Raw genomic sequence first — 19370 nt, forward strand, 5'->3', positions numbered from 1 at the left:
AAGCCGTGTCCGCTGAATTCCCGTACGTCCGCCCGCGCCGGCTCCGCTCGACCCCGGCGGTCCGCCGGCTGGTCGCCGAGACCCGGCTGCACCCGGCGGAACTGATCCTCCCCGCCTTCGTCCGCGAGGGCATCACCGAGCCGAAGCCGATCTCCTCGATGCCCGGCGTGGTCCAGCACACCCGGGACAGCCTGCGGAAGGCCGCGGTGGAGGCCGCCGAGGCGGGGGTGGGCGGCATCATGCTGTTCGGCCTGCCCGAGGTGAAGGACGCGGTCGGCTCCGAGGGCACCAACCCGGAGGGCATCCTCCAGCAGGCCATCCGTGACGTGGTCGCGGAGGTCGGCGACCGGCTCGTGGTCATGTCGGACCTCTGCCTGGACGAGTTCACCGACCACGGCCACTGCGGCGTGCTGGCCGGGGACGGCGGCGTGGACAACGACGCCACCCTGGCGCGCTACGCCGAGATGGCGGTGGTCCAGGCCGAGGCCGGCGTCCACATGGTCGGCCCCTCGGGCATGATGGACGGCCAGATCGCCGTGATCCGCCGGGCGCTGGACGAGGCGGGGCACCAGGGCGTGGCGATCCTCGCCTACACCGCCAAGTACGCCTCCGCGCTGTACGGCCCGTTCCGCGAGGCCGTCAACTCCTCGCTCACGGGCGACCGCAAGACCTACCAGCAGGATCCGGCGAACGCCCGCGAGGCGCTGCGCGAGCTGGAGCTGGACCTCGCCGAGGGCGCCGACATGGTGATGGTCAAGCCCGCGATGCTCTACCTGGACGTCCTGCGGCAGGTCGCCGACGCCTCCCCGGTACCGGTGTCCGCGTACCAGATCTCCGGTGAGTACGCGATGGTGGAGGCCGCCGCCGCCAACGGCTGGATCGAGCGGGAGCGCACCATCCTGGAGACCCTCACGTCGATCCGCCGGGCCGGTGCCGAGCAGATCCTCACCTACTGGGCCGTCGAGGCCGCCGCGATGCTCAAGTAGCGCACGCACGTACGCACGCCGAAGGCCGGGCCCCCGACGGGAGGGCCCGGCCTTCGTCCTTGCGTCCTACCAGTCGCCGATGTGGGCGAAGCCCCCGCCACCGCCGAAGAGGGTGGTGGAGGTCGCGCCGCCGCCGCCGAACTCACCGGCCGCGATGTTCGAGGTGTGGGCGACGCCCCCGCCCCCGCCGGCCGCGAAGACCGGGTCGGCGGAGGCGACGAACCCGCCGCCGCCGGCGACACCGACGTGCGCGGACGCCGCCGGGGCGGCGAGGCCGGCCAGCGCCAGCGCGCCGACGGTGACCAGGGTGATCTTGCCCAGCGTGCTCTTCATGGATCTGCCCTTTCTTCCGGGGCGCCCGGGGCGGGCGCCCTGCCTGTGGGGGTGTTTCCGCCCGGACGCCCGGAGGGCCCGGGGACCAGACGTCCCCGGGCCCTCCGCGTTGCGCCGTGCGGCTGGATCAGCCGATCAGGTGCGAGACACCCGCGTCGCCCGAGGACTGGGTGTTCTGACCGACGTTGCAGATCTGCTTCGGGGTGCTGTTGAGGACCGGAACCTCGATCGGCACGGCCAGGCCGAGGACGCCGACCGCCACGTTGTGGATCTCCGGCAGGCAGATGTTCGGGTTGTCCAGGGTGTGGAAGTTCGGGCTGTGGTCGCCGGCGGTGCCGGTGTGGTTGGTGCCGCCGTTGCCCTGGACCGAGACGGCCGAGCCGTCCGAGTCGGCGATGGCACCGGCCGAACCGGCGGACATCGCGATGGCGGCGGCGGCCAGACCCGCGGCGGCGAGGGACTTCTTGATCATTTCGGTGTTCCTCTCGGGGGGTGAATCGGGGAGCGATTCGAAGGGTGGTCGGTTCGGGAGGGTGACGCTGCCGGGACGGGCTGGTCAGCCGATCAGGTGCGAGATGCCCGCGTCGCCGTGGCTCTGGGTGCCCTGGCCCTGGGTGCAGTACTGCTTGCCACCGCTGTTGGCGATCGGGACCTCGATCGGGACGGCGATGCCGGCCACACCGACGGCGATGTTGTGGATCTCGGGCAGGCAGATGTTCGCGTTGTCCAGGAAGTGGAAGTTCGGGCTGTGGTCGCCGACGGTGCCGGTGAAGTTGGTGCCGCCGTTGCCCTGGAACGACCCCGCGGCGCCGTCCGCGTCGGCGATGGCCGAGGCCGGCGCGGCGGCGGCGGCCAGCGCGGCGGCGGCCAGGCCGGCGGCGGCGAAGGACTTCTGGATCATGAGGAGATCCCTCTCTGAAAGAGCTCGGTTTCCGTGCGGTTTCCGTGCGTACGACGCGTTCAACGCTCAGACCCGGTCTGCGGTCACTGACGTTCAGATCAAAGAATCACGGCACGGAAGGTTACGGGGATTTTGGAAAAGAGTCCGGGAGGCGCGGCGGTCAATGGATTCCGGTGGGATTATTAACCCGAATCGGTTAACCGGTGCCATCGGGAACGCCGGTCGCTCGTTGAGCCCGTTGCTTTCGGCCGCGCCCGCGCGGCCGCCTCCCCATTGGATCTCCCGTACGGACAGGTGGAACGGTGAAAAGCATGAGGTTCTCCAAGCGGGCCGGCGCGATGCTGCTGGCGGTCGGTGCGGGCGTGCTCGCCTCCCAGGGGGCGGCGTCCGCAGCCCCGGTCGGCCCCGATCAGGTCGGGGCGCTGGAGGACCAGCTGGCCACCCAGCAGGTCCCGGTGGACATCCCGCTGGCGCCGCTGGACAGCCGGATCTCCGGCGCCATCCCGACCTCGCTGCTGATGCCGCCGGCGCCCACCCACGCCACGGGCGACGCGCTGATCCCGGAGCGCATCGTGCCCGCGCTCGGCATCGGCAAGGTCGGCCCGACCGCCAAGGCCGAGCTGCCGCTGCCACTGCTCGACGACAGCGCCGACCTCGGTGAGCTGCTGCTGGACGCCCCCGCCGCGCCGCTGAACGCCTCCACGCCCGCGGTCGGCCTCGGCAAGCCGCTCTCGCTGGTCGAGGACGGCACCGGCCAGCTGGCCGACGGCCGGCTCAAGCTGGGCGAGCTCGACCCGAGGCTGGTGACCGGCGCCATCCAGGCCGTGCCCGGCGCCAAGGCATCCCTGGGCAACGAGGACGAGCGGATCTCGGTGACCGACTCGGTGGGCAACCTGGCCACCACCGCGACCGCCACCACCACCGGCGTCGTCGGTGAGACCGGCCTGGCCGGCCTGACGCACCTCTAGCCCGTCCGTGCGGCACGAAGCCCGGCACCCCGTCGTCGGCGGGTGCCGGGCTCTCGCGCGTGCGGCGGCGGCTCAGCCGGGCAGCGCCCCGAGCAGCCCGCCGACCAGCGGCAGGTCACGGGGACCGCCGCCGGCGCTGAGCGGGCCGGTCAGGAGGTCGGTGCCGATCGGCGCCAGGCCGGAGCCCTCCGGCTGGACGGTCGCGCCGTTGTTCAGCACATCGGCCGAGGAGTTGGCCCACGGGTCCAGCCGCAGGTCCTTGAACGGCGCGATGCCGTAGCCGATGCCGGTGGTGGCGCCGGTGAGCGCCTGGGCGAGGTCGGTCTTGGTGAGGGCGGCGCCGCCGGCGGTCGGGGCCGCGTGCGCCGCGCCCGCGCCCGCGCCGCCGAGCAGCACCGCGGCGCCCAGGGCGGCGACGAGGCCGGCCCCGCTCTTCTTCACAACCATGCGTGTTCACCTTCGGGGGAGGGGGTCCCCGGGCGACCGGAACGCGCCCGGGTACGCCGAACCGCCCCCCGGCCGGCGGGCCGGGAGGCAGTGCGGGCGGAACGCGTGCCGATCAGGATCAGCAGTCTTCCTCGTCGTGGTGCTCGTGCACCTCGTGCTCGTGCTCCTGCTTCGGGGCGTCCGCGTTGATGCAGGTGTTGCCGAACGCCGGGTTCAGCAGGCCGACGATGTTGATGGAGTTGCCGCACAGGTTGACCGGGATGTGCACCGGGATCTGGAGCTGGTTGCCGGAGATGACACCGGGGGAGTTGGCGGCGACGCCCTCGGCGCCGGCGCTGGCGGCGGCACCGCCCGCCGCACCCAGCACGAGGCCGGCGGCGGCGGCGGTGAGGACGACGGCCTTCTTCACGTTCTGCATGGGGGTTGATCTCCTCGATCACACACGGATTGAACGGGCCGCACCCCGCCCGGTGGCGGGGTGCGGCACGAGTGCGGTGGAGCCGTGGCCGCCGGCTCGGCGGCCACCGGTTCAGTCGGCGTTGATGCAGGTGTTGCCGAACGCCGGGTTCAGCAGCGCGATGATGTTGATGGTGTTGCCGCACAGGTTGATCGGCACGTGGATCGGCACCTGGAGCTGGTTGCCGGAGATGACACCGGGCGAGTTGGCGGCGACGCCCTCGGCACCGGCGCTGGCGAACGCGCCGCCGGCCGCGCCGACCACCAGGCCGGCGGTGGCGAGAGACAGGACGGCGGTCTTCTTGACGTTGCGCATGTGTTCTTCCTCCGTATTCTTCCCGACCGTCTGTGGAAATAGTCGGGAGCCGGGCGCGGGGAAATCCTGGCCCGTTGGCTTCTGGGAATGCCGTGATTGTCACTCGGGCGGCCCAGATGGCGCGTGTCGCCCATGGCTCGGGCGATGAGCGGCCGCCGCGGCACCGTGCGCCGCGAACAATTCCCGCACGGCCGGGAAGCATTCGGATCGACGCGCGACCGGGAGAATTCCGGACGGGTTTGGACCGGCGGCGGATCTCCTCGTCGTAGCGGGGCGGGTGGAGCGTGTTCCGACTGGAGAACGAGGCAGGGTGCCGGGGGAAACGGTCGGATGCGGGTGTCACCCGATTGCCGGGCCCGGGAGCGCCGTTCCTCCGGTCGGGTGACAGTGGGGGTGCCCTCGCAACCGGCCGGAGCGGGTCTCGTTGGAGATGTCGCACTCCCCGTGCATCTCTGTCGAACAGTCAGGAGGCTCCCATGAGCATCAAGAAGACGGCCGCCGTCGGCGCCGCTGTGGTCGGCATCGTCGCCGCCGGTGCCGGCACCGCGCTGGCCAGCTCCGGCGCGCAGGGCGTCGCCGCCAACTCCCCCGGTGTCGTCTCCGGCAACCAGATCCAGGTCCCGGTGCACGTCCCGGTCAACGCCTGCGGCAACACCATCAACGTCCTCATCGGCATCCTGAACCCGGCCTTCGGCAACACCTGCGTCAACGCCGGCTGACCGGCCGCCGGTCCGGCCGGTGCGAGCCGCCGCTTCCGTGCTTCCCTCCTGGGGCGCGGGGTGGCGGCTCTCGGCGTTCCCGGGGCCGCCGCCGGCCCGGTGACCTGGCCCGTCCGCCGGCGGGCTGCCCGTCCGTCCACCGAGGACGGTGTCGTAGGCTCGGCCGGCGTCGCGGTGTCGGTCGGCGCGCCGGTCACGAGTTGGCGGGGAGTACCAGAGCTGATGAGCGTGGCATCGAGCACCGGGTCGTCGGGCGGTGGCGCGAGCGTGCCCCCGTCCGACGCCGCCGCGCCGCGGCGGGACCGACCGGCGGCGGAGGGCCCGGAGGCGGCGGAGGCCCGCGTCCCCGGCCGGTTCGGCGCCGCGGTCGACCGCTACGCGCCCGCGCTCGGCGCGTACGCGGTGGTCAAGGCGACCGGCCTGGCCGTCTTCCTCCTCCTGCTCTCGCACACCGAGGACTTCCTGAGGAAGGACCCCGGGCGCGGCGGCGGCGCCCAGCCTTGGGACGTGCTCGGCACCTGGGACGGCATCTGGTACCAGCGGATCGCCGAGAACGGCTACGACCCGCAGCTGATCCCGCTGCACGGCTACCCGCTGGCCACCTACTACGAGAACTCCTCCGCGTTCTTCCCGCTCTACCCGTGGCTGATGAGGGCGGTCGGGGCGGTCACCGGGCTCGGCCCGTACGGCTCGGGCATCGTCGTCTCGGTGCTCGCCTCCTTCGTCGCCGCGGCCGGGATCTTCGCGGTCGCCGACCGGCTCGGCGGCTTCCGGGCCGGTGTGATCGCGGCGGTGGTCTGGGGCCTGTTCCCGGGCTCGGGCGTGGAGTGGGCGGTCTACTCGGACTCGCTGTTCGTCGCCCTGTCGGCCTGGGCCTGCTACTGCGTGATGGCTCGCCACTGGCTCACCGCCGGGGTGCTCGCCCTGGTGGCCGGCCTCAACCGGCCGACCGCGGCCGCGCTGATCGCCGCCGTCTCGATCTCCGCGCTGGTGGCGCTGGTGCGGCGCACCGACGGGGTGGCCCGCCCGCTGACCGCGATGCTGATCACCCCGTGGGGCCTGTTCGGCTACATCGCCTGGGTCGGCTACCGGATGGGCGACTGGACCGGCTACTTCAAGCTCCAGCGCGGCGCCTGGAACCGCTACTTCGACTGGGGCGCGTCCACCGTCCGCAGCACCCTGGACACGGTCACCGGGCACTGGTCGTTCTGGCAGTCCAACCCGGCGCCGGACCTCATCGCGGTGGGCCTGCTGATCACCCTGCCCGGGCTGCTGGTGCTGCTGCTGCGGCTGCGGCCGCCGCTGGTCCTGGTGCTCTACACCCTGCTGACGGTCGTCATGGCGCTGGGCAGCAACCAGATCTACGGCAACATCTCGCGCTACCTGCTGCCGGCCTTCCCGCTGTTCATCGGCCTGGCGGTGGCGCTGCGCAGGCTGCGGCCGGCGACGCTGGGCGGCCTGGTCGCGGTGCCCGCGGCGGCGGCCGGCTGGTACGCGGGGTACGCGCTCTTCGAGCTCGGCATCCCCTGACCGGGGCCCCCGGAGGGCCGCGTAACCTCGACGGCATGACGACCAGCCGCACGCCGCCCGTGCGTCAGACCAGCGACCTCTCCGGTCTGCTCGACCACGCCAGCCACGTCCTGGCGACCCGGATGGCGGCGGCGTTCACCGAGCTCGGCGTCACCCCGCGCGCCTACTGCGTGCTCTTCCACGCGCTGGCGGCCGAGCGCACCCAGAGCCGGCTGGCCGAGCTGGCCGACCTCGACAAGACCACCATGGTGGTGACCGTCGACGAGCTGGAGCGGGCCGGGCTGGCCGAGCGCCGCCCGGCCGAGGCCGACCGGCGGGCCCGGATCGTGCGGGTCACCGAGGCGGGCGAGCGGGCCGTCGAGCGGGGAACCGCGATCGCCGACCGGGTGCACCGGGAGGTGCTGGACTCGCTGCCGGGGGACGAGCGCACGGTCCTCGTCGCGGCGCTGACCCGCCTGGTGGGCGGGGGAGGGGCGTTGGCCGAACCGGTCGGGGGCGACCGGACGGTGCGCCGCGCGCGCCGCGCCCGTGGCTGAGGCCCGGGCGCGGCGGTAGTCGGTTTCCGGTCGGCTTGTATGCTCCACCTGGCGCCAGGGGGGACGTCCTGGCCGCTGATCGTTCGATGGCACAGCCGTGAAGAGGTGCGGGGATGTCGGGTCGCCGAGACAGGAGTCAGCCCAACGTGGCCCAGCCGCGTCCGGGGGGCTCGACCGGCTCGGCGGGTTCCACCGGCTCCCGGAGCGGCTCACCGGGCACCGGATCGGGCGGCAGCGCATCGGGCGGCACCGTCCCGGCGCCCCGGCCGGGCGGCCGGGCCGAGGCCAGGCGGGCGGCGCAGTCGAAGGGCCGCGGCGGGCAGGGCGGTGACGGCGGGTCGAACGGCCAGGGCCACCGCCGCTCGGGCGGGCGCGGCAAGAAACCCGAACGCAGCGTCAAGAAGATCGTCGGCTGGACGGCGGTCGGCGCGCTGGTGCTGATAGCCGGTACCGGTGGCGCGATCTACTTCAAGCTCAACGGCAACATCAAGACCATCGACTCGGACGCGCTCAGCAAGGACCGCCCGCCGGAGGCGCAGGCCGACGCCAACGGCAACAAGCCGGTGAACATCCTGCTGATCGGCTCCGACAGCCGCGGCGGCAGCAACTCCGACCTCGGCGGCGGCGACACCGAGGGCGCCCGCTCGGACACCACGATCCTGTTGCACGTCTACGCCGACCACAAGAACGCCATCGGTGTCTCGATCCCGCGCAACACCCTGGTCACCATTCCGCCGTGCAAGCTCCCGAACGGGAAGTGGACCAAGGAACAAAAGGGCAAGGACGTCCTGTTCAACGCCGCCTTCACGGTGGGCGGCACGGCGGAGGGCAACCCCGCCTGCACCCAGAACACCGTGGAGAAGCTCACCGGCGTCTACATCAACCACACCATCGTGGTCGACTTCCAGGGCTTCGCGGCGATGACCAAGGCCGTCGGCGGCGTCGAGGTCTGCCTGCCCAAGGACATTTACGAGAAGGACCTCAACGAGAAGCTGCCCTCCAAGGGCGCGCTGGTCCTGAAGAAGGGCCCGCAGAAGGTGGAGGGCCAGCCGGCGCTCGACTACGTCCGGCTGCGGCACGGCATCGGCGACGGCTCCGACATCGGCCGGATGAAGCGTCAGCAGGCCTTCATGAGCTCGATGATCAGTACGGTGAAGAAGAAGGGCCTGGAGCCCACCACCCTGCTGCCGCTGGCCGACGCCGCCACCAAGTCGCTGCGCGTCGACGAGGGGCTCAACACCGTCGACAAGCTGATGTCCTTCGCCCTGTCGCTGAAGAACATCGACCTGCACGACCTCAAGTTCGTGACCCCGCCGTGGCGTTACAACGAGGCCAACCTCGACCTGGTGAAGCCGGACGTGGACCGGCTCTGGGAGGCGATCCGCGCCGACCGCACCCTGGACGGCAAGGACGCCACCGGCCAGCAGCCCGACGCGCCCGCCACCCCGGCGCCCCCGGCCACCCCGGAGGCCCCGCCGACCACCACCGCGCCGCCCGCGCACACCGCCCCGGCGGCGCCGGTCAAGGTCGCGGTCTACAACGGAACGACCGTCAACGGCCTGGGCGCCAAGGCGGGCGAGGCGCTCAAGGCGGCGCAGTTCACCGTCACCGGCGTCAACCAGGCGAAGTCCACCAACAAGGCCACCACCACCATCGAGTACGGCGCCGGGCAGAAGGCCAACGCCGAGAAGGTCGCCGCGCTGTTCCCCGGCGCCACCCTGACCCCCACCTCGGCGGCCGGCATCAGCGTCGTCCTCGGCAAGGACTACGCCGACGCCAACGGCGGTGCCGGCGCCGCGGCCGGAGCGACCACCCCGACGGCCCCGGCGGCACCCGCCCCGCTGCCCCCCTCGGTCACCGACGAGGCCCGCTCGGCGGACGACGACATCTGCGCCAACACGACCTACGGCTCCGGCGGCTGACCGCCCGGCACCCCGCCGGCGAAAGCCGGCGAGCGGGCCCCCGGCACACCGCCGGGGGCCCGCTCGCACCCGCCTCGGATCAGGGCCAGACCAGGCAGTACAGCTGGTGGCCGGCCTCGTGCAGGCGGTTGGCGAAGTCCTGCCACTCGTGCAGCATGCTGTAGATCACGAAGGCGTCGCGCGGGCCCCGGCGGTCGGGGACGGTGGACCAGATGAAGGCGGCGGCGCCGAGTTCGGTCTCGTCCGCCTTGCGCAGCGGTTCGACGACGTTCTGCGGCAGCTGGACGACGGCGTAGTCCGGATGCAGCACGACGAGTTCCAGCGGCGGCACCTGGTGCAGCGGCACGCCCTGGATGCCGGTGAGGACCATCGCGCTCATGGTCTCCGGTTTGATCTTGGTGGAGAGGTGGCCGTTGGGGGAGCCACTGGTCTCCATCAGGTCGCCGAGCCGGCCGAGCGAGCCGAGCTCGCCCGCGTCCAGCCCGAGCCCGCCCGGCCCGAGCGCGGTCGGGACCCGGGCCGCGGTCGCCCGGTCGGGTGCGCCGAAGTACTTGTACGTCACCCCCACGCGTCCCTCACCCCGCCTCTCACGGCCGCCCCGGCCGCTCCGCCCGGTTCCCGCTCCCTTACCCCCGCGTGCGGCCCCGGCGGGCCGGCGGGGGCCACCCGCGGCCTCGTCGTGGCCGTCCTGCGCCTCGGACACTCGGACCATCCTCACCGGAATTCGCCGGAATCGACAGACCCCCGCACGTCCGGTGTCCCTCCGGACGTGCTCCTTACCCGTCATGCGCCGCCGTACCCAGTCGCGGTACGCGGCAGTCCTCTCCACACCCCTGCATCGACCCGGAGCGCCCTCCCGTCCTCGCGGCCGGGGGGACTCCGGAGACACTCCGGGTACATAGTCTGACTGGTCCGGGCAGCCGGTGCAGTCAGGGGCCCCGTTGTATGGATAACCGTACAGATTCGGGCGCCAGGATCATCGTTCCAGATGATGAGGTCCGACATGCAGAGGTGAAGGACACGATTTGAGACCATGTCTCCCGTGAGCTATCCCTACGAAGCACCCCAGTCCCAGTCGCTCTTCGACCGCGCGTCCGTCGTGACCCCCGGTGGGGTCAACTCGCCGGTGCGTGCCTTCCGCGCCGTCGGCGGTACGCCGCGCTTCATGGTGTCCGGCACCGGCCCCTACCTGACCGACGCCGACGGCCGTGAGTACGTCGACCTGGTCTGCTCGTGGGGACCGATGATCCTCGGCCACGCGCACCCGGCCGTGCTCGACGCCGTGCGGGACGCGGTGGCCCGCGGCACCTCCTTCGGCACCCCGGGCCAGGGCGAGGTCGAGCTGGCCGAGGAGATCGTCGCCCGGGTCGCCCCGGTCGAGCAGGTCCGCCTGGTCTCCTCGGGCACCGAGGCCACCATGTCGGCGATCCGGCTGGCCCGCGGCTTCACCGGCCGCGCGAAGGTCGTCAAGTTCGCCGGCTGCTACCACGGCCATGTGGACGCGCTGCTGGCCGCCGCCGGTTCCGGAGTCGCCACGTTCGGCCTACCGGACACCCCCGGCGTCACCGGCGCTCAGGCCGGCGACACCATCGTGCTGCCCTACAACGACCTCGCCGCCGTCGAGGAGGCCTTCCGGGCCCACCCCGGCGAGATCGCCTGCGTGATCACCGAGGCCTCGCCCGGCAACATGGGCGTCGTCCCGCCGCTGCCCGGCTTCAACGGCGGCCTGGCCCGGCTCTGCCGGGAGAACGGCGCGCTGTTCATCTCCGACGAGGTGATGACCGGCTTCCGCGTCTCCAAGGCCGGCTGGTACGGCCTGGAGGCGGCGAACGAGGGCTGGGCGCCCGACCTGCTGACCTTCGGCAAGGTCATGGGCGGCGGCTTCCCGGCCGCGGCCTTCGGCGGCCGTGCCGACGTGATGGCCCACCTCGCCCCGGCCGGCCCGGTCTACCAGGCGGGCACCCTGTCCGGGAACCCGATCGCCACCGCGGCCGGCCTGGCCCAGCTGCGCGGCTGCACCGACGAGGTCTACGCGACCGTCGACCGGGTCGCCGGCGAGGTCTCCGGCCTGGTCTCCGCGGCGCTCGCCAAGGAGGGCGTGGCGCACCGGCTGCAGACCGCCGGGAACATGTTCTCGGTGTTCTTCACCGAGGACGCCGTGACGAACTACGCCGAGGCGAAGACCCAGGAGGCGTTCCGCTTCACCGCGTTCTTCCACGCGATGCTCGCCGAGGGCGTCTACCTGCCGCCGTCCGCCTTCGAGTCCTGGTTCGTGTCCGCCGCGCACGACGAGCGGGCGCTGGAGCGGATCGCCGCCGCCCTGCCCGCCGCCGCCCGGGCCGCCGCCGAAGCCACCGCCTGAAGGGGTACCGAGAAGTGAGCGCCAAGGACATCACCGTCGTCCACCTGATGCGGCACGGCGAGGTGCACAACCCGGAGGGCGTCCTGTACGGGCGCCTGCCGGGCTACCGGCTGTCCGAGCTCGGCCGCGAGATGGCCGAGCGGGTCGCCGAGGACCTGGCCGGGCGGGACATCACCCATGTGGTGGCGTCCCCGCTGGAGCGGGCGCAGGAGACCGCCGCGCCGATCGCCAAGTCGCACGGACTGGACGTCGCGGCGGACGGGCGGCTGATCGAGGCGGAGAACGTCTTCGAGGGCAAGACCTTCGGGGTCGGCGACGGCTCGCTGCGCAACCCGTCCTACTGGAAGTACCTGACCAACCCGTTCAAGCCCTCCTGGGGCGAGCCGTACCTGGAGCAGGCGGTGCGGATGATGGGCGCGCTGGCCGCGGCCAGGGACGCGGCGCGCGGGCACGAGGCGGTCTGCGTCAGCCACCAGCTGCCGATCTGGATCGTCCGCTCCTTCGTGGAGCGCCGCCGGCTCTGGCACGACCCGCGCAACCGGCAGTGCTCGCTGGCCTCGCTGACCAGCTTCACCTACGAGGGGGACCGGATCGTCTCGGTCGGCTACCGCGAGCCGGCCCGTGACCTGCTGCCGGCCCACCTGGTCGGCAAGGGCGGCAAGAGCAAGCCGGTGGGCAAGAGCTTCGGCGCCTGACAGCCGGCCGGGAGCGGCCGCGGGCCGCCCGGAATCCGGGTACGCCGAGGAGACCCGGACGTGCGGAACGGTGCCAATGGTTCCCGATCCGGTGTAAGAGCCGTGTGAGTAAGAGCTGCGTCACACTCCCGCGACACCGGCTCAGGTGGTCCCGTCGCAGGTCAGAGGGGGTCCGGCAGACAAGGCCGGACCCCCCGGGGCCCGCCCGCGACTCCATGCGAAACTTTTCACATGTCTGGCATGACGCGCCCCCGTCCCCGTCTCGCCGCCGCCGCGGTCACCGCCGCCGCTGCCGCGCTGGTCCTCACCGGTTGCAGCTCCTCCGGCTCCTCGGCCAGTGGCGACGGACAGATCGGGTTCGTCACCGTGAAGGGCAGCAACATCTCGACCGCCGCCGCCGGAAAGCGCCAGGACGCGCCGGACATCGGCGGCAACACCCTGGAGGGCACCCCGGCCAAGCTCTCCGACTACCGGGGCAAGGTCGTCGTGCTGAACGTCTGGGGCTCCTGGTGCAGCCCGTGCCGCTCGGAGGCCGACGACCTCCAGCGGGTCTGGGAGAAGTACAAGGACCAGGGCGTGCAGTTCCTCGGGATCAACACCCGGGACACCGAGATCAAGAACGCCGTCCGCTTCGAGCAGGAGAAGGGCGTCACCTTCCCCAGCATCTACGACCCGGCCGGCGCGGAGCTGCTCAAGTTCCCCAAGGGCAGCCTCAACCCGCAGTCGATCCCGACCACCCTGGTGGTCGACCGGGACGGCAGGCTGGCCGCCCGCGCCGTCGGCGGCCAGACCGACGACGCCCTGGAGTCGATGCTCCAGCCGGTGCTGGCGGAGCAGCAGCGGTGAGCGCGGCGCTCCAGCTCGCCGACAACATCGGGACCATCCAGAGCGGGGCGCTGCTGGTGGCGGCGCCGATCGCGCTGGCGGCGGGACTGGTGTCGTTCTTCTCGCCGTGCGTGCTGCCGCTCGTCCCCGGCTACCTCTCCTACGTGACCGGCTTCTCCGCCGCCGACCTCGCGGACGCGCGCGGGGCCCGGCGCGGCCGGATGCTGGCCGGCGCGGCGCTGTTCATCCTCGGCTTCACCGCCGTGTTCGTCTCCAGCGGCGCGCTGTTCGGCCAGTTCGGGGACACGCTCAAGGAGCACCAGGCGGTCATCAGCAAGGTGCTCGGGGCGCTCACGATCGTGATGGGCCTGGCGTTCATGGGCGTGGTGCCCGGTCTGAGCATGCGCGAGGTGCGCACCCACCGCCGCCCGGTGATCGGCCTGCTCGGCGCGCCGCTGCTCGGCGTGGTCTTCGGGGTGGGCTGGACGCCGTGCATGGGCCCGACCCTGGCGACCGTCACCAACCTCGCGCTCAACCAGGCCGACGCCCAGCGCGGTGCGCTGCTGATGTTCTTCTACTGCATGGGCCTCGGCGTACCGTTCGTCGTGGCCGCGGTGGCCTTCCGCCGGGCGCTGGGCGCCTTCGGCTGGGTCAAGCGGCACTATCCGCTCGTCATGCGGATCGGCGGCGGCATGCTCGTCGTGGTCGGTCTGCTGCTGGTCACCGGGGTCTGGGACTCCATGGTGAGTGACCTGCAGAACCAGTTCGCCGACTTCCAGATCGGAATCTGACCCGTGACCAACTCCACGACCGATCGCGAGCGGCACGCGGCCGCCCCGCAGGGCGCGGACGACGACGCGGCCGAGCGGCTCACCACCGCCCCGGCCGAGTCCGACGGCCCGACCGGCATCGGCGTGCTCGGCTGGCTGCGCTGGATGTGGCGCCAGCTGACCTCGATGCGGGTCGCGCTGATCCTGCTGTTCCTGCTCTCGCTGGCGGCCATCCCCGGCTCGCTGATCCCGCAGAACGGCCAGAACCAGTTCAAGGTCGAGACCTGGAAGGCGCAGCACACCACGGTCGCGCCGATCTACGAGAAGCTCCAGCTGTTCGACGTCTACAGCTCGGTCTGGTTCTCGGCGATCTACATCCTGCTGTTCGTCTCGCTGGCCGGCTGCATCGTGCCGCGCACCTGGCAGTTCGTCGGGGTGCTGCGCTCCCGGCCGCCGGCGGCGCCGCGCAACCTGACCCGGATGCCGGTGTACGCGGCCTGGCGGACCGACGCGGACGCCGCGGCCGTCGGCACGGCCGCCCACCGGCTGCTGCGCGGGCGGCGGTTCCGGGCGCACCTGGACGGCGGCGCGGTGGCGGCCGAGAAGGGCTACCTGCGCGAGGTCGGCAACCTGGTCTTCCACCTGTCGCTGTTCGCGCTGCTCGGCGGCTTCGCCTGGGCGAGCCTGGCCAGCGGCACCGGCGGCAAGCTGCTGGTCGAGGGCGAGGGCTACTCCAACACCATCACGCAGCTGGACGACTTCACCGGGACCCGCTTCTACGGCAGCGACGACCTCGACCCGTTCTACGTGAAGCTGAACGACTTCCGCTCGAAGTTCCAGACCAACGGCTCCCAGATCGGCAGCGCGCGGGAGTTCACCGCCGGGGTCGAGTACTACGAGGGCAGCGACCCGGCGAAGCTCAAGCAGGGCAAGATCGAGGTCAACCACCCGCTGGAGATCGGCGGCAGCAAGTTCTTCCTGATCGGCCACGGCTACGCCCCGGTGATCACGGTCCGCAACGCCGCGGACGAGGTCGTCTACACCGGCGCCACCCCGTTCCTGCCGCAGGACGGCAACCTGACCTCCACCGGCGTCATCAAGGTCTCCGACTACGGCGAGAAGGACGGGAAGAAGACCCAGCTGGGCCTCTCCGGCTTCTTCCTGCCGACCGCCCCGACGGCGTTCGACCAGAACACCGGCCCGCGCTCGCTGTTCCCCGGTGACGCCGCCCCCGTGCTGGTGCTCAACGCCTACGCGGGCGACCTGGGCACCGACTCCGGCCTGCCGCAGAACATCTACCAGCTCAACACCAAGAACCTGACCCAGCTCCAGCGGGACGGCGAGCCGGCCAGGGCCAAGCTGGAGCCGGGCCAGGCCTGGAAGCTTCCGGACGGCTACGGCTCGGTCACCTTCGAGGGCTACAAGCAGTGGGCGAGCTTCAACGTCTCGCACCGTCCGGGCAACGGCATCGCCCTGGTCGGCGCGGTGGCGGCGATCGCCGGCCTGATCGGCTCGCTGTTCATCCAGCGCCGCCGGATCTGGGTGCGGGCGGTGGCCCTGCCGGACGGCGGGACGCTGGTCGAGCTGGCCGGGCTGGGCCGCAGCGAGTCGGCGAAGATCGCCGAGGAGCTGGCCGCGCTCGCGGTGGACCTCCAGGACGACGCCCCGGCGCTCGACGACGAGCCCGCCGAGGGCGGCGCCACCGGGGCCGACGAGGCCCCGGAATCCGAAGAATCCGCAGTCCCCGCCGACCAGAACTCCAAGGAGTAGACGGTGCACCTCGCCTCGTCGGTCGACCCGCAGCTGGCCGACCTGTCCAACAAGCTGATCTATTCGGCGATGGCGGTCTATCTGATCGCCATGTTCGCCTACATGTTCGAGTGGACCTTCGGTGCCAAGGGCGCCGTCGCCGTCCGCTCCATCGAACAGGCCGGCCTGGCCGAGACCGTCGCGGACGCCGACGCCAAGGCCAAGGGCGCCAAGAAGGTCACCGTCACCGTCGCCTCCGCGGGCGGCGGCACCACCACGCTGACCCGCACCGCGCTGGCCGGCGAGGGCGCCACGGTGGTGACCAGCGGGCGCGGCGACGACGAGGTCGACGGCCCCGGCGCGGCCGGCACCAGCGAGAAGGCCGACCTGGCCGGCCGGATCGCGGTCTCGCTCACCATCCTCGGCCTGCTGCTGCACATCGGCGGCGTCATCACCCGCGGCCTCTCGGTCTCCCGCTGGCCGTGGGGCAACATGTACGAGTTCTCCTGCGCCTTCGCGCTCGCCATGGCGGTGGCCTTCGTCGGCCTGCTGATCGCGAAGAAGCCGGTCCGCTGGCTCGGCCTGCCGGTCACCCTGGCGGTGGTGCTCACCCTCGGCATCGCGACCGAGGTGCTCTACACCGAGTCCGAGCAGCTCGTCCCGGCGCTGCACTCGTACTGGCTGGCGATCCACGTCTCCACCGCGATCGTCTGCGGCGGCGCCTTCTACGCGGCGTTCGTCACGACGCTGCTGTACCTGGGCAAGGACTCCTTCGACAAGCGGATGGCGGCCGGCCTGACCAGGGGCCCGCTCGGCACCTCGGCGTCGATCTGGCGCCGGCTGCCCGCCGCGTCGACCCTGGACAAGCTGTCCTACCGGATCAACGCCCTGGTCTTCCCGCTGTGGACGTTCACCATCATCGCGGGCGCGATCTGGGCCGAGGCCGCCTGGGGCAAGTACTGGGAGTGGGACCCGAAGGAGACCTGGTCGTTCATCACCTGGGTCGCCTACGCGTGCTACCTGCACGCCCGCGCCACCGCCGGCTGGAAGGGCCGCAAGGCCGCCTACCTGGCGCTCGCCGCCTTCGCCTGCTGGCTGTTCAACTACTACGGCGTGAACATCTTCGTCACCGGCAAGCACTCCTACGCGGGGATTTGACCGGGACCGGAAACCACCCACCGGCCCGGCACTCCGAAGGAGGAAGCCGGGCCGAGGTGCGACAGGGGTAGTTCGTGCCGGCCCGCCCGGTCCGGCACGGGGAGGAACTGAGGAGGAAATCGCGCGATGGAGTGCGACGAGGTCATGCTGACCGTCCGAATCACCGCCGCCGAGCAACTGCTGCTCCGCCGGCTCGCCCAGGGACACCGCAGTGACGTGTCCGAGGTGGTGGCCGACGGACTGCTGGACATCATCCCCACGCTGAGCTCGCCGGCCGACGCCTACCGGCTGCTGGGCGCCCTCGCGGCCCCCGCGCCGTGCGCGCTGACCGTCTGGCTGCCGACGCCGCTGGCCGACCTGCTGGTGCCGGGAGCGGCCCGGATCGCCCAGCTGACACAGGTGCGGATCGGCTCGGCCAGCGCGATGCTGGGCGCCGCGCTGCGGCTGTGGCTGGCCCAGGATCCGGGGCGGCTGGCGGAGAACCTCTCCGTGATGCACGCCGGACGGCCGTCCGCGCTGGTGGCCGCCTGACGGGTTCAGCTGGCGAGCGGCAGGCCGCGGCGGGCCGGGACGGGCGCGGCCTGGGCCGGCCCGCCGTCGGCCGGTCCGGTGAGCAGCCGGGCCTCGGCCACCGTCCGGCCCTCCTGCACCAGCAGGACCCGCAGCGGCGTCCGGCGTCCGCTGCCGCCGCTTGTCTCCTGCCCGCCCTCCCGGACGGCCCGCACCACACAGGGGCGGTCCGGCGCGATCGGGTCGTGGAACGACGTGAGCAGCTCCAGCGGCACCACCCGGTCCGGGTGGTGCAGCCGCTGGGCGGCCTGCCGGGCGGCCTCCAGGACGAGCATCCCGGGCAGGTGGCCGGGCGCCGGGTCCATCGGGTCGAACAGCACCGGGTGGCGGGCGTCCGCGTGCAGCAGCCAGCTGCCGGGCAGCAGCGCGGGGCCGAGCACGACGTCGGCGGCCTGCTGGCGGCCCACCAGTTCCGGGGCGATCGCCTGGCCCGGGAGCCGTGGCGGGGCGGTGGCCGGGCCCGGGCCGCGCAGCCGGTCGTAGGCGGCGGGGGAGAGGATCCGCAGCCCGCCGAAGCCGCGGGCGACCGGGTGGCCGTCGCGCTCGACCTCGGCGTGCACCCGTAGCGCGGCCAGCCGGCCGTGCCGCATCCGGACGTCGTGGCAGGTGATCCGGAGCATCAGCTCGGTGGGGGCGGCGGTGACCGCGAGACCTTCCAGGCCGGCCGGGCCGAGGGTGTAGCCGAGCTCGTCGAGCACCGCGTGGTGGTCGTGCGGGACGCCGAATCCGGCGTGGCCGACCAGCAGGGCGGCCTGACGGACCGTTTCGGCCATCAGCACCGGGTCGTGGTGACGGTCGCCGGGCAGCCGGTAGAAGCCGTGCAGCCGCGGCCACTGGGCGCCGAGCAGGAAGTCGTACGGACCGGTGGCCTGCCAGCCGGTGATCAGCACCTCGGCGACCGAGGAGCGGCGCACCAGGGTGCGCGAGACGGTCCGTTCGTGGAAGTCGTAGCGGCCCGGACCCGCGTGAACGGGGCCGGGGTGGGGATACGGGGCGTCGCCGTCCATCGCGGTGAACACTGGCATGACGGGCCCCACTCCCGGGTGTCGGTCGGCCGGCCGTGTGGGCGGCCCTGTCAAAACATACAGGCCACCCGGTTTCTGCTCCCCCTGCGGGGGCGACGCCGGTGCGCACCCGCTGTGTCCACGGTACCCGCGCTCCGGCCTGCGGCAACGTCCGGCCGGCCCGCTCCGGCCGGTGAGCGGCGGGCAGTTCCCCCCTGGACGGCGGGGGCCGGACAGGGGCTAGATTAGATACCAACCATGCGGTTTCGGGCGGTCGCGGCGCGCCACCGACGGTCCGCAGACGGGGCACCGCGGAACCGACGGCGGCGCCGTGACAGCAACCGGGCGGGCCGCAGCCCGCCGCGGCCGGGGCCGGAGGGGCCGAGTGGCTAAGCAGGAACGGGCGGGGCGAACCAGGCAGGCCGTGCTGCTCGCCGCGGCGGACACCTTCGCGGACGCGGGCTTCGAGTCGGCCAGCCTGGTCGACATCAGCCGCCGGGCGGGCGTCAGCAAGGGCGCGCTCTACTTCCACTTCGTCTCCAAGCAGGCGCTGGCGGACGGGGTCCGCACCGAGGCCGCCGACACCATCGGCCTGGCGGTGCTGCGCGCGCTGCGCGGCGGCGGGCCGGCCGTCCAGGAACTCGTCGACCTCACCCATGAACTGGCCCGGCTGCTGCGGGAGGACGTGGTGGTCCGGGCCGGCGTGCTGCTCGGCCTCGGCGGCCGGCCGGCGGGCTGCGGCTCCGGTGCGGTGGTGGCACCGGCCGGCTCACCGCCGGAGCCCTCGGCGGACGCCTGGCGGAGCCTCACCGCCGTCTTCCACGTCCTGCTCGACCGGGCCTCGGCCGCCGGGGACCTGCGCCCCGGGCTGGACCGCGCCCAGACGGCGGGACTGCTCACCACCCTGGCGGCCGGCCTGGTCCTGTTCGCCGCCGAGTCCACCGGCCGGCTCGCCCCCGCCGCGATCAGCGGCCTCTGGTCGGCCGCCCTGCCGTCCCTCGTCCCGGCCGACCGCCTGACGGACTACCGGATCTAGGGCGATCTAGGGCCCGTCTTCGAACGCCCGCCTGCCGGGCGACGCGACCCCGGCCTTCGGCCGGGAGGTGCCCCCACCTCCGCCTTG

General features: G+C 72.7%; 22 protein-coding genes. 14 read left to right on the forward strand and 8 right to left on the reverse strand.

The genetic code is table 11. The annotated features are described in order from the left end of the window. Positions 1-5: 5 nt before the first annotated feature. On the forward strand, positions 6-986 hold the full coding sequence (hemB, locus tag ACFZBX_RS26105; RefSeq protein ID WP_391536212.1) for a porphobilinogen synthase: 981 nt from the start codon (positions 6-8) through the stop codon (positions 984-986). A 66-nt stretch (positions 987-1052) separates the two neighbouring features. Here the strand turns inward: hemB and ACFZBX_RS26110 are convergent, their stop codons facing one another. The 3 genes from ACFZBX_RS26110 to ACFZBX_RS26120 all read right to left on the reverse strand — a co-directional run bounded on the left by ACFZBX_RS26110 (position 1053) and on the right by ACFZBX_RS26120 (position 2220). Continuing rightward, a complete protein-coding gene (locus ACFZBX_RS26110) occupies positions 1053-1319 on the reverse strand; it encodes a hypothetical protein (RefSeq protein WP_391536213.1) in 267 nt (88 codons plus the stop codon). 127 nt (positions 1320-1446) lie between these two features. After that, complete coding sequence (locus ACFZBX_RS26115) at positions 1447-1791, reverse strand: rodlet layer protein (RefSeq protein WP_380764560.1); 345 nt, start codon at positions 1789-1791, stop codon at positions 1447-1449. Between the two features lie 84 nt (positions 1792-1875). After that, positions 1876-2220 (reverse strand): rodlet layer protein, encoded by a 345-nt coding sequence (locus ACFZBX_RS26120; protein ID WP_380764561.1) that lies wholly within the window; start codon positions 2218-2220, stop codon positions 1876-1878. A 311-nt stretch (positions 2221-2531) separates the two neighbouring features. On the opposite strand from ACFZBX_RS26120, the gene ACFZBX_RS26125 reads away from it, so the two are divergent. Continuing rightward, positions 2532-3188: a hypothetical protein gene (locus ACFZBX_RS26125; protein WP_391536214.1), complete on the forward strand. Its 657-nt coding sequence runs from the start codon at positions 2532-2534 to the stop codon at positions 3186-3188. 72 nt (positions 3189-3260) lie between these two features. Here ACFZBX_RS26125 and ACFZBX_RS26130 read toward each other — a convergent pair whose 3' ends face one another. The 3 genes from ACFZBX_RS26130 to ACFZBX_RS26140 all read right to left on the reverse strand — a co-directional run bounded on the left by ACFZBX_RS26130 (position 3261) and on the right by ACFZBX_RS26140 (position 4407). After that, positions 3261-3635 carry a hypothetical protein gene (locus ACFZBX_RS26130; RefSeq protein WP_391536215.1) on the reverse strand — a complete coding sequence of 125 codons (375 nt, stop codon included), beginning with the start codon at positions 3633-3635 and terminating at the stop codon, positions 3261-3263. Between the two features lie 118 nt (positions 3636-3753). Beyond that, positions 3754-4053, reverse strand: a complete 300-nt coding sequence (locus tag ACFZBX_RS26135; protein WP_391536216.1) for a chaplin — start codon at positions 4051-4053, stop codon at positions 3754-3756. A gap of 111 nt (positions 4054-4164) precedes the next feature. Next, positions 4165-4407: a chaplin gene (locus ACFZBX_RS26140; protein WP_391536217.1), complete on the reverse strand. Its 243-nt coding sequence runs from the start codon at positions 4405-4407 to the stop codon at positions 4165-4167. A 476-nt stretch (positions 4408-4883) separates the two neighbouring features. Here ACFZBX_RS26140 and ACFZBX_RS26145 point away from each other — a divergent pair, with 476 nt between their 5' ends. From ACFZBX_RS26145 to ACFZBX_RS26160, 4 genes are all read left to right on the forward strand, one after another. After that, on the forward strand, positions 4884-5126 hold the full coding sequence (locus ACFZBX_RS26145; protein ID WP_391536218.1) for a chaplin: 243 nt from the start codon (positions 4884-4886) through the stop codon (positions 5124-5126). A 222-nt stretch (positions 5127-5348) separates the two neighbouring features. Beyond that, a complete protein-coding gene (locus tag ACFZBX_RS26150; protein WP_391536219.1) occupies positions 5349-6656 on the forward strand; it encodes a hypothetical protein in 1308 nt (435 codons plus the stop codon). A 35-nt stretch (positions 6657-6691) separates the two neighbouring features. After that, a complete protein-coding gene (locus ACFZBX_RS26155) occupies positions 6692-7192 on the forward strand; it encodes a MarR family winged helix-turn-helix transcriptional regulator (protein WP_391536220.1) in 501 nt (166 codons plus the stop codon). A gap of 146 nt (positions 7193-7338) precedes the next feature. Then, positions 7339-9114, forward strand: coding sequence for an LCP family protein (locus ACFZBX_RS26160; RefSeq protein WP_391536221.1), 1776 nt, complete (start codon positions 7339-7341; stop codon positions 9112-9114). A gap of 79 nt (positions 9115-9193) precedes the next feature. Here the strand turns inward: ACFZBX_RS26160 and ACFZBX_RS26165 are convergent, their stop codons facing one another. After that, positions 9194-9826, reverse strand: a complete 633-nt coding sequence (locus ACFZBX_RS26165; protein ID WP_380759331.1) for a hypothetical protein — start codon at positions 9824-9826, stop codon at positions 9194-9196. 321 nt (positions 9827-10147) lie between these two features. Between ACFZBX_RS26165 and hemL the strand changes: the two genes are divergently transcribed. The 7 genes from hemL (at position 10148) to ACFZBX_RS26200 (ending at position 17204) form a co-directional block, all read left to right on the forward strand. Next, positions 10148-11476, forward strand: a complete 1329-nt coding sequence (gene hemL, locus ACFZBX_RS26170; RefSeq protein ID WP_391536222.1) for a glutamate-1-semialdehyde 2,1-aminomutase — start codon at positions 10148-10150, stop codon at positions 11474-11476. A gap of 47 nt (positions 11477-11523) precedes the next feature. Then, positions 11524-12171 (forward strand): histidine phosphatase family protein, encoded by a 648-nt coding sequence (locus tag ACFZBX_RS26175; protein ID WP_391536252.1) that lies wholly within the window; start codon positions 11524-11526, stop codon positions 12169-12171. Between the two features lie 240 nt (positions 12172-12411). Then, positions 12412-13017 carry a TlpA family protein disulfide reductase gene (locus ACFZBX_RS26180; RefSeq protein ID WP_391536223.1) on the forward strand — a complete coding sequence of 202 codons (606 nt, stop codon included), beginning with the start codon at positions 12412-12414 and terminating at the stop codon, positions 13015-13017. Then, a complete protein-coding gene (locus tag ACFZBX_RS26185; protein WP_391536224.1) occupies positions 13014-13787 on the forward strand; it encodes a cytochrome c biogenesis CcdA family protein in 774 nt (257 codons plus the stop codon). Before ACFZBX_RS26180 ends, ACFZBX_RS26185 begins: the two co-directional genes overlap by 4 nt. Positions 13788-13790: 3 nt before the next feature. Beyond that, positions 13791-15536: a cytochrome c biogenesis protein ResB gene (locus ACFZBX_RS26190; RefSeq protein WP_391536225.1), complete on the forward strand. Its 1746-nt coding sequence runs from the start codon at positions 13791-13793 to the stop codon at positions 15534-15536. Positions 15537-15539: 3 nt separating this feature from the next. Beyond that, positions 15540-16673 carry a c-type cytochrome biogenesis protein CcsB gene (ccsB, locus tag ACFZBX_RS26195; protein WP_391536226.1) on the forward strand — a complete coding sequence of 378 codons (1134 nt, stop codon included), beginning with the start codon at positions 15540-15542 and terminating at the stop codon, positions 16671-16673. Positions 16674-16799: 126 nt separating this feature from the next. Continuing rightward, positions 16800-17204, forward strand: coding sequence for a hypothetical protein (locus tag ACFZBX_RS26200; protein ID WP_391536227.1), 405 nt, complete (start codon positions 16800-16802; stop codon positions 17202-17204). Between the two features lie 5 nt (positions 17205-17209). Here the strand turns inward: ACFZBX_RS26200 and ACFZBX_RS26205 are convergent, their stop codons facing one another. Then, positions 17210-18268 carry a ScbA/BarX family gamma-butyrolactone biosynthesis protein gene (locus ACFZBX_RS26205; protein WP_391536228.1) on the reverse strand — a complete coding sequence of 353 codons (1059 nt, stop codon included), beginning with the start codon at positions 18266-18268 and terminating at the stop codon, positions 17210-17212. A gap of 364 nt (positions 18269-18632) precedes the next feature. Between ACFZBX_RS26205 and ACFZBX_RS26210 the strand changes: the two genes are divergently transcribed. Beyond that, entirely contained in the window at positions 18633-19283 is a 651-nt protein-coding gene (locus ACFZBX_RS26210) for a ScbR family autoregulator-binding transcription factor (RefSeq protein WP_391536229.1), read from the forward strand. Positions 19284-19370: the final 87 nt, after the last annotated feature.

It is taken from the genome of Kitasatospora sp. NPDC008115 (genome assembly GCF_042957205.1).
Classification (GTDB): domain Bacteria; phylum Actinomycetota; class Actinomycetes; order Streptomycetales; family Streptomycetaceae; genus Kitasatospora.

Excerpts from the sequence above, each read along its gene's own strand:
- ACFZBX_RS26110 (WP_391536213.1), bottom strand. The coding sequence starts at position 1,319 with ATGAAGAGCACGCTGGGCAAGATCACCCTGGTCACCGTCGGCGCGCTG.
- ACFZBX_RS26115 (WP_380764560.1), bottom strand. The coding sequence starts at position 1,791 with ATGATCAAGAAGTCCCTCGCCGCCGCGGGTCTGGCCGCCGCCGCCATC.
- ACFZBX_RS26120 (WP_380764561.1), bottom strand. The coding sequence starts at position 2,220 with ATGATCCAGAAGTCCTTCGCCGCCGCCGGCCTGGCCGCCGCCGCGCTG.
- ACFZBX_RS26125 (WP_391536214.1), top strand. The coding sequence starts at position 2,532 with ATGAGGTTCTCCAAGCGGGCCGGCGCGATGCTGCTGGCGGTCGGTGCG.
- ACFZBX_RS26130 (WP_391536215.1), bottom strand. The coding sequence starts at position 3,635 with ATGGTTGTGAAGAAGAGCGGGGCCGGCCTCGTCGCCGCCCTGGGCGCC.
- ACFZBX_RS26135 (WP_391536216.1), bottom strand. The coding sequence starts at position 4,053 with ATGCAGAACGTGAAGAAGGCCGTCGTCCTCACCGCCGCCGCCGCCGGC.
- ACFZBX_RS26140 (WP_391536217.1), bottom strand. The coding sequence starts at position 4,407 with ATGCGCAACGTCAAGAAGACCGCCGTCCTGTCTCTCGCCACCGCCGGC.
- ACFZBX_RS26145 (WP_391536218.1), top strand. The coding sequence starts at position 4,884 with ATGAGCATCAAGAAGACGGCCGCCGTCGGCGCCGCTGTGGTCGGCATC.
- ACFZBX_RS26150 (WP_391536219.1), top strand. The coding sequence starts at position 5,349 with ATGAGCGTGGCATCGAGCACCGGGTCGTCGGGCGGTGGCGCGAGCGTG.
- ACFZBX_RS26155 (WP_391536220.1), top strand. The coding sequence starts at position 6,692 with ATGACGACCAGCCGCACGCCGCCCGTGCGTCAGACCAGCGACCTCTCC.
- ACFZBX_RS26165 (WP_380759331.1), bottom strand. The coding sequence starts at position 9,826 with ATGGTCCGAGTGTCCGAGGCGCAGGACGGCCACGACGAGGCCGCGGGT.
- hemL (WP_391536222.1), top strand. The coding sequence starts at position 10,148 with ATGTCTCCCGTGAGCTATCCCTACGAAGCACCCCAGTCCCAGTCGCTC.
- ACFZBX_RS26175 (WP_391536252.1), top strand. The coding sequence starts at position 11,524 with ATGCGGCACGGCGAGGTGCACAACCCGGAGGGCGTCCTGTACGGGCGC.
- ACFZBX_RS26180 (WP_391536223.1), top strand. The coding sequence starts at position 12,412 with ATGACGCGCCCCCGTCCCCGTCTCGCCGCCGCCGCGGTCACCGCCGCC.
- ACFZBX_RS26200 (WP_391536227.1), top strand. The coding sequence starts at position 16,800 with ATGGAGTGCGACGAGGTCATGCTGACCGTCCGAATCACCGCCGCCGAG.
- ACFZBX_RS26205 (WP_391536228.1), bottom strand. The coding sequence starts at position 18,268 with ATGCCAGTGTTCACCGCGATGGACGGCGACGCCCCGTATCCCCACCCC.